The 12,400-nt window shown below is 38.2% G+C and carries 8 protein-coding genes; 1 reads left to right on the top strand and 7 read right to left on the bottom strand.

Features of this window, described 5'->3' with window-relative positions; genetic code table 11:
• The first annotated feature begins 25 nt into the window (after window positions 1–25).
• Window positions 26–2,320 (top strand): GH92 family glycosyl hydrolase, encoded by a 2,295-nt coding sequence (locus tag HMPREF0669_RS03870; protein ID WP_009227211.1) that lies wholly within the window; start codon window positions 26–28, stop codon window positions 2,318–2,320.
• A gap of 140 nt (window positions 2,321–2,460) precedes the next feature.
• On the opposite strand, the gene pflA is transcribed toward HMPREF0669_RS03870, so the two are convergent.
• From pflA to nhaA, 7 genes are all read right to left on the bottom strand, one after another.
• Window positions 2,461–3,189 (bottom strand): pyruvate formate-lyase-activating protein, encoded by a 729-nt coding sequence (gene pflA / locus HMPREF0669_RS03865; RefSeq protein ID WP_009227210.1) that lies wholly within the window; start codon window positions 3,187–3,189, stop codon window positions 2,461–2,463.
• A gap of 157 nt (window positions 3,190–3,346) precedes the next feature.
• The gene (gene pflB / locus HMPREF0669_RS03860; RefSeq protein ID WP_009227209.1) at window positions 3,347–5,596 is read right to left on the bottom strand and encodes a formate C-acetyltransferase; all 2,250 of its coding nucleotides are present in this window, start codon (window positions 5,594–5,596) and stop codon (window positions 3,347–3,349) included.
• 309 nt (window positions 5,597–5,905) lie between these two features.
• Window positions 5,906–6,283, bottom strand: coding sequence for a RidA family protein (locus tag HMPREF0669_RS03855; RefSeq protein WP_009227208.1), 378 nt, complete (start codon window positions 6,281–6,283; stop codon window positions 5,906–5,908).
• 94 nt (window positions 6,284–6,377) lie between these two features.
• Complete coding sequence (gene ilvA / locus HMPREF0669_RS03850; RefSeq protein ID WP_009227207.1) at window positions 6,378–7,577, bottom strand: threonine ammonia-lyase; 1,200 nt, start codon at window positions 7,575–7,577, stop codon at window positions 6,378–6,380.
• Window positions 7,578–7,723: 146 nt separating this feature from the next.
• A complete protein-coding gene (locus tag HMPREF0669_RS03845) occupies window positions 7,724–7,978 on the bottom strand; it encodes a hypothetical protein (RefSeq protein ID WP_009227206.1) in 255 nt (84 codons plus the stop codon).
• 367 nt (window positions 7,979–8,345) lie between these two features.
• A complete protein-coding gene (locus HMPREF0669_RS03840) occupies window positions 8,346–10,781 on the bottom strand; it encodes a C10 family peptidase (protein ID WP_020967144.1) in 2,436 nt (811 codons plus the stop codon).
• Between the two features lie 99 nt (window positions 10,782–10,880).
• The gene (gene nhaA / locus HMPREF0669_RS03835; protein WP_009227204.1) at window positions 10,881–12,215 is read right to left on the bottom strand and encodes a Na+/H+ antiporter NhaA; all 1,335 of its coding nucleotides are present in this window, start codon (window positions 12,213–12,215) and stop codon (window positions 10,881–10,883) included.
• Between the last annotated feature and the right edge of the window lie 185 nt (window positions 12,216–12,400).

Here is a 12,400-nt window from a genome sequence, read left to right as displayed (position 1 = left end):
TGTGTAACAAAAACTATTAGACAAAATGAATAAAACAATGATATTATCAGCTTTTTTTTCGCTTTCAATGTTACTTTCGAGTAGCGTTGCACAAGCAAAAACAAGCGTTGTAGACTATGTTAGTACATTGGTTGGAACTCAATCAACTCGTGATTTATCTACTGGAAACACCTATCCTGCCATCGCTTTGCCATGGGGTATGAACTTTTGGATGCCTCAAACGGGTAAAATGGGCGACGGTTGGGCTTATACTTACACAGCAGATAAGATTAGAGGATTTAAGCAAACGCACCAACCAAGCCCATGGATTAACGATTATGGACAGTTTTCTATTATGCCAACAACGGGTAAACGCATCTTTAATGAAGATGAAAGAGCTTCTTGGTTCTCGCATAAAGCAGAGCAGGCTACACCTTATTATTATAAAGTTTACCTCGCAGATTACGACGTTACCTCTGAAATTGCGCCAACAGAACGTGCTGCCATATTTCGATTTACATTCCCCCAAAGCAACGCTTCAAATGTAGTTGTAGATGCTTTTGATGAGGGTTCTGAAATAACAATTATCCCTTCTGAACGCAAAATTATTGGCTATACAACCAAAAACAGCGGTGGTGTTCCCGAAAATTTCAAGAATTATTTTGTTATTGTATTTAATAAGCCTTTTAAGAGTGTTGCAACGGTTAAGAACGGAACGCTAAGAGAGGATGTAGAAAGCGTATCGTGCAACCACGCAGGTGCCATTGTTAGCTTTGAAACTCAACGAGGTGAGAAGATTGAAGCACGTGTTGCATCTTCGTTTATCAGTGTCGAACAAGCAGAAATCAACTTAAAAGAATTAAAAGATAACTCGTTTGACGCAATAAAAGAACAAGGCAAGCAACGCTGGAACGATATTCTTGGTCGTATAGAGGTAGAAGATGACAATGTAGATAACATGCGCACATTCTACTCTTGCTTATATCGTTCGGTGCTATTCCCACGTAGTTTCTACGAAAAAGATGCACAAGGCAATATCATGCACTATAGTCCTTATAACGGAAATGTGCTTCCTGGCTACATGTTTACAGACACAGGATTCTGGGATACCTTTCGTTGTTTGTTCCCATTCCTCAACCTTATGTATCCAAAGATGAACGAAATGATGCAAGAAGGTTTAGTTAATGCCTATAAAGAGAGTGGTTTCTTACCCGAATGGGCAAGTCCTGGACATCGTAATTGCATGGTGGGTAACAACTCTGCATCGATTGTTTCTGATGCATGTATTAAGGGTTTAGGTAACTACGACATTGAAACGCTTTGGCAAGCAGTGAAACATGGTGCGAATTATGTACATCCAAAAGTTGGTTCTACAGGCAGAAAGGGTGTTGAATATTATAACAAATTGGGATATGTTCCATACGATGTAAAAATTAATGAGAATGTGGCCCGTACCCTTGAATATGCTTATGACGATTGGTGTATCTATCAATTAGGTAAGAAATTGGGCAAGTCTGCAAAGGAATTAGCTCCTTTTAAGCAACATGCTCTAAACTATCGCAATGTGTTTGATAGCGAATCGAATTTGATGCGTGGTAAACTTGCTAACGGAAAGTTCCAAACTCCATTCAATCCTTTGAAGTGGGGAGATGCATTTACTGAAGGAAATGCTTGGCACTACACTTGGTCTGTGTTCCATGACGTGAAGGGTTTAATTCAATTAATGGGAGGAAAGCAACATTTTAACGCTATGCTCGACTCTGTTTTCAATCTTCCTCCCGTGTTCGACGATAGCTATTATGGCGGAGTGATTCACGAAATACGTGAAATGCAAATTATGAATATGGGTAACTATGCACATGGTAACCAACCTATTCAGCACGCAATATACCTATATAACTATTCTGGTGAGCCATGGAAAGCCCAATATTGGATTAGAGAAGCAATGAATCGCCTTTACACAAGTGCTCCTGATGGCTATTGTGGAGATGAAGATAATGGTCAAACATCGGCTTGGTATGTCTTTAGTGCAATGGGTTTCTATCCTGTTTGTCCTGGTACTACACAATATGTGATAGGCTCTCCTTATTTTAAGAAAATGCTATTGCATCTCGAAAATGGTAACACTATCACCTTAAATGCACCAGAAAACAGTAAAGAAAATCGTTATATCAATAGTATTTCGATAAATAACGCTCCTTACTCTAAAACATTCTTTGAGCATTCAGACCTACTTAAAGGCTGCAATATCGTTTATAACATGAGTAAAGAACCCAATAAACAAAGGGGAATAAGCGAGAAAGATGCGCCTTATTCGTTTACTGATGAATTGAAAAAGTAGCAATAATTAAAGCTCGAAAGAGGTTCTCTAAAGGCAATTTGCCTTATCTTTGGTTCCCACATTATTATATCTTGGTAACCGATGAGAAATCTCTTTCGAGCTTTTTCTATGTCTTTTATTTTCCAATTCCTTTGCAGTGCCTACACAGCTCCTAGTATCTTGCGAGCATTATCCACTCTTTCTTGCTCTGGAGAGTCAATCTCATTCAATGTATAAGGAATACCCATCTGTTCCCATTTATACACTCCTAAGGCATGATAAGGCAATACTTCCACTCGTTCTACATTGTTCAATCGATCTATAAAGGCACGTAAACGATGCAAATACTCATCATTATCGGTTATAGTAGGAACGAGTACATGCCGTATCCACACTGGTTTTTGTAGGTCAGAGAGGTACAGAGCGCAGTCGAGAATATTGTCATTCTCTCGTCCTGTCAATTTCTTATGTTCGCTACTATCGATATGTTTCAAATCTAACAACAATAAGTCGGTGTATTCCATCAACTCATTAAACTTACTAAAGAAGGGTTCTTCTCTTGTAAATGGTTGTGCAGCGGTGTCTATGCAGGTGTGAATTCCAAGTTTTTTTGCCTTCTTAAAAAGCTCAATCATAAAGTCCATTTGCAATAAAGCCTCTCCTCCACTAACCGTAATACCGCCTTTCTTTCCCCAATAAGTACGATATTTCAAAGCCTGTTCGAGCAATTCATCTGCCGAACGCATATCTTTTGAATCGGGATTCCATGTATCTGGGTTGTGACAATATCTGCAACGAAGCTTGCAACCCTTAAGAAATATGATAAAACGAATACCTGGTCCATCAACAGACCCAAAGGTTTCAACTGAATGTACTGCAGCTTTTGTCATAATGAAAGATACTAAATAAAGTGTTGTTTTTGTGTTATAATATGATTCTTTGCCTTGAATAACCTGCCACAGGAGCAAGTATCCGACATAAAAAGAAAAGTGCAAAGACTGTATTTCAAGCCTTTGCACTTTAATATTGTTATACAACCAAAGGCTATTATGCCATACGTCCATGAGCTTGACGTGCGATAACGTCTAATTGTTGCTCACGAGTTAGGTCGATAAACTTCACTGCATATCCGCTGACACGAATAGTAAAGTTTGCATATTCTTCTTTTTCTGGGTGCTCCATACAATCGATTAGCTTTTCAACACCAAAGACATTCACGTTCAAATGGTGTGCGCCACGATCGAAGTAACCATCCATTACGTTCACAAGCGTTTCTACTTGTTCCTCTTCTGTGTGTCCTAAAGTAGTAGGACTGATTGTTTGTGTATTTGAAATACCATCAAGTGCGTATTCATAAGGAAGCTTAGCAGTTGAGTTTAACGATGCAAGTAGACCGTTTTTCTCTGCTCCATAAGATGGATTTGCACCTGGAGCGAATGGAGCTCCAGCTCTTCTTCCATCAGGAGTGTTACCTGTTGCCTTACCATATACCACATTTGAGGTGATAGTTAGAATACTTGTTGTTGCTTCTGAATCACGATATGTGTGGTGACGACGTATCATTGTCATGAAAGTCTTCAACAACCATACTGCAATGTCATCAGCTCTGTCATCATCATTACCATATTTTGGGAACTCACCTTCAGTCTTAAAGTCTACAGGTAAGCCGTTCTCATCTCTGATAATGCTTACTTTTGCATATTTAATAGCACACAAACTGTCTACGACATGACTGAAACCAGCGATTCCTGTCGCAAAAGTTCTGCGCACATTAGTATCGATTAACGCTAATTCTGCAGCCTCATAGAAGTACTTGTCGTGCATATAATGAATCAAGTTAAGGGTATTTACATAAATACCAGCTAACCATTCCATCATATCAATGAATCTAGGTAGGAACTCATCATAGTTCAATACATCTCCAGAAATTGGTCTATAAGCAGGTCCGCATTGTTCTTTTGTCTTCTCATCAACGCCTCCTGACACTGCATATAACAAACATTTAGCTAGATTTGCACGTGCTCCAAAGAACTGCATCTCCTTTCCTGTCTGTGTTGCAGATACACAACAGCAGATAGAATAATCGTCTCCCCATATCGGACGCATTACATCATCGTTCTCATATTGTATTGAACTGGTTGTAACTGAGATTTTAGACGCATATTGTTTGAATCCTTCTGGAAGACGAGAGCAATACAATACGGTTAAGTTTGGTTCAGGAGAAGGACCCATATTCTCAAGAGTATGAAGGAAACGGAAATCGTTCTTTGTAACCATTGAACGTCCATCCATACCCATTCCCGCCATTTCTAGGGTCGCCCAGATAGGATCTCCAGAGAAAAGTTGATTGTAAGAAGGGATACGAGCGAACTTAACCATACGGAATTTCATTACCAAGTGGTCGATAAGTTCTTGTGCTTCGCTTTCTGTTAGAGTACCTTCTTCCATGTCACGTTGGATATATATGTCCAAGAAAGTAGAGATACGACCAACCGACATCGCTGCTCCGTTCTGTGTTTTAATAGCAGACAAATAGCCAAAGTATAGCCATTGCACAGCCTCATGTGCATTCATTGCAGGACGAGAGATATCATATCCGTAAATAAGAGCCATTTCTTTCATTTCCTTCAAGGCCTTTATTTGCATAGATATTTCTTCTCTTAGACGGATAATCTCATCAGTCATCACGCCACATCCTGTGTTTCTAAGGTCTGCTTTCTTTTTATCGATTAAGAAATCAACACCATATAAAGCTACACGACGATAGTCTCCAACGATACGTCCACGTCCATAAGTGTCGGGAAGACCTGTTAATATGTGGTTATGACGCACCAATTTCATTTCGTCTGTGTATGCATCAAATACCCCTTCGTTGTGAGTTTTGTGGTATTCTGTAAATATTTTATGAAGTTCAGGAGCTGGTTCGTAACCATAAGTAGTACAAGCTTGCTCTGCCATCTTAATACCTCCATAAGGCATAAATGCACGTTTTAGAGGCTTATCTGTTTGCAATCCAACAATCTTCTCAAGTTCTTTGGTTCCTTCGCCCATATAAGCTGCAGGATAAGCAGTCATACTTGACACGACTTTTGTTTCCATATCAAGAACTCCACCTTTTGCTCTTTCTTCTTTTTGAAGGCCTTGGAGTAGTGTCCAAAGCTTATCTGTTGCTTCTGTTGGACCTGCTAAGAAATCAGCATTACCATCATAAGCGGTGTAGTTATCTTGGATAAAGGCACGAACATCAACATCTTCTGTCCAGTGATTGCCTTTAAATCCTCTCCATTCGTTCTTCATTTTGAGTTGTATTTATTTTGTTATTAAATGCGTACTCGAAAGTACTTTCTGTTTTATTTTTCGTTACAATTGTTGATTTTATCATCAAATTGCAGTGCAAAAGTATATATAATTATACATATACACAATACCTACAAGTTATGATTTTGCAAACTCCACATTGCAAAATAGCCCAAAATGCAATAAAAATAACCATTTGCAAGAAGAATGTTAAAAATATATTAAATGCAAAATAAAATGCCATCAACCCTTTTATGCTGATTTTTCACAAAAGAATTGATGGCAAACACCTATTTTATATATAGATAATTAGGGGCGAACAGCTATACATTCAACTTCTACAAGAGCGTTCTTTGGAAGTGTTTTCACAGCCACAGCAGAACGAGCAGGATATGGTTCGCTAAAGAACTCTGAATAGATTTCGTTCATTGCAACAAAGTTTGCCATATCACTTAAGAATACTGTTGTTTTAATTACGTTGTTTAGATCGAGTCCTGCCTCATTCATTATAGCACGAGCATTGGTCAATGCTTGGCGAGTTTGAGCTTGAACATCTCCCTCTACGAATTCTCCTGTAGCAGGATTAATACCTAATTGTCCTGAAGCAAACACAAAACCATTAGCTTCTACGGCTTGACTATAAGGTCCAATTGCGGCTGGAGCCTTAGTTGTTTGAATTGTTTTCATAATTGATTTTTTATCTTTATTGATTATATTGTTTATCTAAGATATTCTAAACTGCGATGTAATACCTAAAAATGATGATCTTGTCACAGCACGATTAATCATTCACTACATTGAACCCCATTTTCTTTAAGGTTGATTTTATTTCGAGAAGATGCTCCTCATTGCGTGTTTCTGCGGTAAGTTTCACCACACATGCCCTTACATTTCCTTTGCTCATTGTTCTGTCGTGATGCACACTTATGATGTTTGCGCCTAATTTTGACACGATAGCACATGTTTGTGCAAGAGTACCAGGTTGGTCATTCACTTCAACATGTATTGAGCATAGGCGACCACTGGCTATCAATCCGCTGCTAATCACACGACCGAGTGTTGTTACATCAATGTTACCTCCACTAACAAGACACACTACTTTTTTGCCTTTAACAGGTATTTTGTCAAACATCACCGCTGCAACAGCAACAGCACCAGCACCCTCTGCCACCATTTTCTTTTTCTCAATCAATCGCAATATGGCAGCACAAATCTCTTCTTCACTAACAGTTACTACCCCATCAACATAGTTCGAGCAAATGTCAAAGGTTATATCTCCTGGCTGCTTAACGGCGATTCCGTCTGCAAGAGTACTCACAGAGTTTAAAAGAACTGGCTTTTTAGCTTCTAAACTTCTAACCATACTGGCTGCATTTTCTGCCTGAACGCCATATATTTTAATGTTAGGATTCAACGTTTTAGCTGCATAAGCCACTCCAGAAATAAGCCCTCCGCCTCCTATAGGCACCACAATCATATCTACATCGGGTAACTCTTCGAGAATTTCCAATGCAATAGTACCCTGACCTGCAATAACATTCTCGTCGTTAAAAGGATGAATAAAGGTATAACCAAACTCGTCTCTCATAGCAAGAGCACGATTATAGGCATCATCATACACTCCTGGCACTAAACAAATCTCTGCTCCTAGTTGTCTTGTTGCTTCTACTTTACTCATCGGAGCCGCTTCTGGTAGGCATATTAAGGATTTTATTCCCATCGAAGTTGCACCCAAAGCCACTCCCTGAGCGTGGTTTCCTGCCGAGCAAGCAACCACACCTTTCGCCTTTTCTTCGTTCGAAAGCTGCGACATTTTATAGTAAGCTCCCCTTATTTTAAACGATCCTGTGCGTTGTAAACACTCGGGTTTAAGATACACTTCGCATGTAGTATTCACCTTTTTAGTATGCACTAAATCGGTTTTGCGTAAGATATTATCGAGTACTATACGTGCATTATAGAATTTATCAATAGTGAGCATAGATTTATTGGCTTTTATCATCACAAATATAGTATTTTATTTGGAAAACACCTCTATGCTTTTGATTTTTTTATTACACAAAAGCAAAGTTTTTACTTTTCGTTTAGCACTGCCTTTCACCTGCCTTAGCCCTGCAATTGCTCTCTCTATTTTTTCTTAAAATATTGCTTCAATCGCTTATAACCTTCTACTCCTAAAATAGTTAAGCCAGTATATTGAAATGTTTTGGCAAGTCCAAAGAGCACAACCCAAAGAATTCCTTTTGTTTTTACGTCGATATCGAGAGCCATTTGCGCAAACGATAAGATGTAAAAAGGAATGCAACAAAGTGTTACGATGACACCTGTTCGGAATGAAAGTTGTTGAAGTTTGTTTTTTATTTTACTGAAAAAAGAGGGCATTGCGTTATTTTGGGGAATGATTTCAAATACAAAAGTATAAATATTTTTTTGGTAAAGAGTTGAGATAAGAGTTTTTATAGCCCCAACAGCATCAATTTACGATAAGAGAAAGACGATAGCAGGAAAAGAAGAAAGATGTAGTTACATTTTCAAGTCCTTTTCATCGCTTTCAAAACTCAATGCGTTTGCGTTGCAAAGTCACTGCTATTAGAGTCTAAGAGCAATGCTTTTACTATGCAATAGCATAGCTTTTGGCTTGCTTCTATTTCACTTTGGGTGGCAACATCAAAAAAAGGTTGTCTCTATTTACATAAAGACAACCTTTTAAACCTTTTATTACTTAATTGAAGAGTAAATCTATTTTGATTTATTTCTTCATCACTTTTTTACCATCTACAATATAGATGCCTGCAGGAAGGGCGTCCCAATCTTGTGTTTGGCGCACTCCTTGAACGTTATAAATTTGCTTTTGAGCTTTGCTTTCGCTTTCGAGCGAGCCAATACCTGTGGCTTTCAATTCATCTACAACGTGGAATGTATTACGGAATGTATTGACATTCCAAACATCTTCACGCCTTCCGTTTCGTTCTATCTCAATATGTACTTCGTAAGAGTGATTAGCTTCTAATTTTGAAGCAGGAAAAGTGATGCGTGTTGACGCAACATTCTTTAGATATCCATAAGGCAAATGCACGTTATTTAATGAGCCTACCTCTATCCATTTATCTGCAGTTAGGTCGTACAAACGATAATATAGTGGCCCTTGATAACCTTTACTAATAAGCCAACCTGTTAATTTTGAATGTACCTGCAAACCCATTTGATTTATTTTACTTAGTTCGAAGGTGCTATAATTAGCTTCTTTACCATCTACAAGGAAGTCTACATAATTAAATTCAATTGCTCCTTGGCTCACTTTTGGAAATACTTCTACTTCAAAAGGCTTTTGCATTTTGATAGGAACAACCACCTCTTTTGAACCCTTTCTTTTAGCCTTTATAGAAAAGGTTACATCGTATTTACCTGGCGATAAACTACCAATTCTACCTGATTGATAATACTGTGCCAACATTCTTATAGTGAAAGAGGTATGTCCAAGACGTTGAGCTACCACATTAGGAGTTTGCAAATATCCGTTAAACTCTTCGTTGGTTGCCTTGTTTTTCAGTGTCATCACCAAGTCACCACGCACTTCTTCACGGCCTGGGTTGTACATTGTAAAGCTAAAAGCAGCCAAACCTGAATCTTCATAGAAAGGAACAAGCACGCTTGGTGCCTTTTCCATTGTTACATCATTTTTAGGATTGTTCTCATTCATACGAACTTCAGTTGATGTAAGCTCCACTTGTATCTCATTAGCATAGTTAATGGGTTTCCATTCACCATTTTCTTTTGTTACAGGATCAAGCATTTCTGAGTAAACAGGCACTAAACGATAGTTACCATTGGGCAATCCTTCAAAATTAATGTCGTTTATTTCAAAATTAAATGTGGTGAAAATAGTGGCCCATGGAATATTATTACTATTTAAATTGAATATTTTTACTCGCTTATTTTGATCATTATAGAGCGCAATACCAACCTTTCCAGTGAATACTCCTAAGCCTTCTTTCGCAGAACTATATGCTCCTACCCTTTTAACTTCTGCAGAAAAGCTCTCGTTTCGTGCTCCTTGTGTTTTATTAATAGTAAATGTTGTGGTTAAACGAGCATATAAAGCACGTTCTATATCCTTGAAAGGAGTTGCTATTCCATTGTTTGGATGTGCAAATACAACAGAAATATCGTCCCAGAAAGTACCACTAAGTGCAAATCCAGAAACATTTAAATAAACGGTATTTATATCGAAATAGCCGTCTTCTTGACCACCCCAACCCCAGTTAGTGTGTATAAATCCTTGCTCATCATAGCCGTCATAAACAAAGGCATGAGGCCCTCCTACAACTAAAACAGGATACCCATCAGATAACTCTTGCATCACTTCTTTTAGAAATTCATTTGCAGGTAGAACGTCTTTAACAAGATATCGCACGGTATAATCAAATGTATGGCGAAGGGCATTGCATGCGTTTTCCAAGTTAGAATCACTTCCTTTATGATAATATCTCATTCTAACTGCACTACCAATGTCACGCATCAATACTCCAACTGCATCTTGAGAACGACTTGAAAACATTTGAGATTCTGTGTCTTTCATATCTTCCCAAAAGTAAGTACTACTCTTCCAAGCCTCACTTTTCGTTGTACTAATGTAATCAGTAGGGCGATTTTTTGGCCATTTATGATGATACATCACTTGTGCAGTGGCAGTGGCTACACAGCCAGTAGGGGTTGTTTTACCATCGATTACAAGTGTATACTTATTAAATGGAAAGTATTGACTCCACTTACAAGTTAGCAATGGTTCTACTTTTCGTTTGAGTTGGCTTGGTGTGGTTGAAGCTTGTATGGTATTGCTACGTACTGCTTTCACCACTCTTTCATAGTCTTTTAAGAACTGTTTGAAGTAGGGTGATTGCTTACTTTCGTCTTTCGACATCTTATCTCCATAAGCTACCACTTCGTTTAGCTTGCTTTCTCCTGATACAATAACGAACTTATCATCGTTAGAGCTGGTGAAAATATAATAAGCTGGTTGCTCATTTGCTTTTAATGAGCGTGTTTTAGGTGTATTGTTCGACAGCGTTGGGTTGCTAATATATTTAGAAGCAATGTTCAATGCCTGTCCTTTTGTAATAGGATTTGCATTCGAAAACACAACACTTGATAACATTGTTAATGCGATAACGAATGTTCTTTTCATTTGTTTGTTCATTATTATTATTAAGTTTTTTTGGTTTGTTCTTTTTAATGTTACGCTAATTAATCGTTGAAAACGTCAATTTCAATAAAAAATAAGATATTATTTATTTTTGTTTGGGGGCTGATTGAGAAGGATATAACCTCCTATTCCGCCCAAAATGGAAGCCAAAAAGATTCCCACTTTTGCTTGTGTCAGCCATAATTCGTTGTTAAATGCAAGTGTAGAGATGAACATCGACATGGTGAAACCTATGGAAGCTAGCATCCCTAAACCTGCCATTGTGCGCTTGGTGATGGCACTTGGCAAGGTTGCCCAGCGCATTTTTACCATTAAGAAGGTTGCACCTACCACGCCAAGAGGCTTTCCTATAAGCAAACCGAAGGCTACTCCGAGCGCAACATGGGTGGAAAAGATATCTGATACACTTAAATTCGTAAAGCTAATACCTGCATTGGCAATGGCAAAAATAGGCATTATGAGGAATGTTACCACTGGTGACAATGTGTGTTCGAGCTGTTGTAACAAAGGAATAGCAATAGATGTGTCTCGTTTAATGTTTGCTAACACGCCCACTTGTCCTTCTTCTAAGGTTCGAACTTCATTGGCTTCTTCGTGTTCAAAACGTTTCAATTGCTTCTTTAAACGCTTGATATACACTGCTTCGTTTATCCTTGCATCGGCAGGAATCATGAAAGCTGCAAGTACTGCAGCAATTGTTGCGTGGATACCTGATAGTAAAAAGGTAACCCACACACCTCCTATTCCAAGTATTGCGTAAAACAATAGATTCTTAATTCCTAATCTATTGCCTACGAACATCACTCCAAGGAAACCTAAACCAAAGAGCAAACTCACCACTGAAAGCTCGGAAGTGTAGAAGAAAGCAATAACAAGTACTGCTCCAAGATCGTCTACTATGGCGAGGGTTGTTAAGAACACTTTTGCCGAAAGGGGCACTTTATTGCCTAAAAGATACACCACTCCTAAGGCGAAGGCTATGTCGGTTGCCATCGGAATACCCCAACCCATGATGTGAGATGTGCCTATATTGAGAGCTGTATAAATCAAAGCGGGAACAAGCATTCCACCTATTGCAGCTCCAATGGGTAGTATGGTGTTTCTAACATCAGCCAGTTCGCCTCCTATAAATTCTCTCTTTAGTTCTAAACCAACCACAAAGAAAAACACTGCCATTAAGCCATCGTTAATCCAATGATGCAAAGAATAGTTCAAATAGGTTTGTCCGTTGACAATCATTCCAACTTCTTGCTCAAAGAAATGAAAGTAACTTGCAGCTAAATCGGTATTAGCTAAGACCATAGCTAACACGACACTAAGAAGCAAAACGATTCCACCCGACTTCTCTCTACCCATAAATAACTTTATAGGTAACATCAAATGATGGTTCAATTTCTTTTCTACTCGCTGTCTCATAAACCTTAATTCATTGCTTTTCTTTTTGAATTACAAAAGTAATATTATTTATTTTAAGTAACAAACTCATGCTAATTAAAATACAATTACAATGCTTTTTTATCTAAAACAGCTCTTTTGCAATGATATTTTCACTCTCAAAAGATTAAATTTCGACTCTATAAAAAAAAAGTGATTACATTACT

Source organism: Prevotella sp. oral taxon 299 str. F0039 (assembly GCF_000163055.2).
GTDB lineage: Bacteria > Bacteroidota > Bacteroidia > Bacteroidales > Bacteroidaceae > Prevotella.
The sequence above is the reverse complement of the archived record's forward strand: the minus strand, read 5'-3'. Positions and strand labels throughout refer to the sequence as shown.

Excerpts from the sequence above, each read along its gene's own strand:
- HMPREF0669_RS03870 (WP_009227211.1), top strand. The coding sequence starts at position 26 with ATGAATAAAACAATGATATTATCAGCTTTTTTTTCGCTTTCAATGTTA.
- pflA (WP_009227210.1), bottom strand. The coding sequence starts at position 3,189 with ATGACAAAAGCTGCAGTACATTCAGTTGAAACCTTTGGGTCTGTTGAT.
- pflB (WP_009227209.1), bottom strand. The coding sequence starts at position 5,596 with ATGAAGAACGAATGGAGAGGATTTAAAGGCAATCACTGGACAGAAGAT.
- HMPREF0669_RS03855 (WP_009227208.1), bottom strand. The coding sequence starts at position 6,283 with ATGAAAACAATTCAAACAACTAAGGCTCCAGCCGCAATTGGACCTTAT.
- ilvA (WP_009227207.1), bottom strand. The coding sequence starts at position 7,577 with ATGCTCACTATTGATAAATTCTATAATGCACGTATAGTACTCGATAAT.
- HMPREF0669_RS03845 (WP_009227206.1), bottom strand. The coding sequence starts at position 7,978 with ATGCCCTCTTTTTTCAGTAAAATAAAAAACAAACTTCAACAACTTTCA.
- HMPREF0669_RS03840 (WP_020967144.1), bottom strand. The coding sequence starts at position 10,781 with ATGAAAAGAACATTCGTTATCGCATTAACAATGTTATCAAGTGTTGTG.
- nhaA (WP_009227204.1), bottom strand. The coding sequence starts at position 12,215 with ATGAGACAGCGAGTAGAAAAGAAATTGAACCATCATTTGATGTTACCT.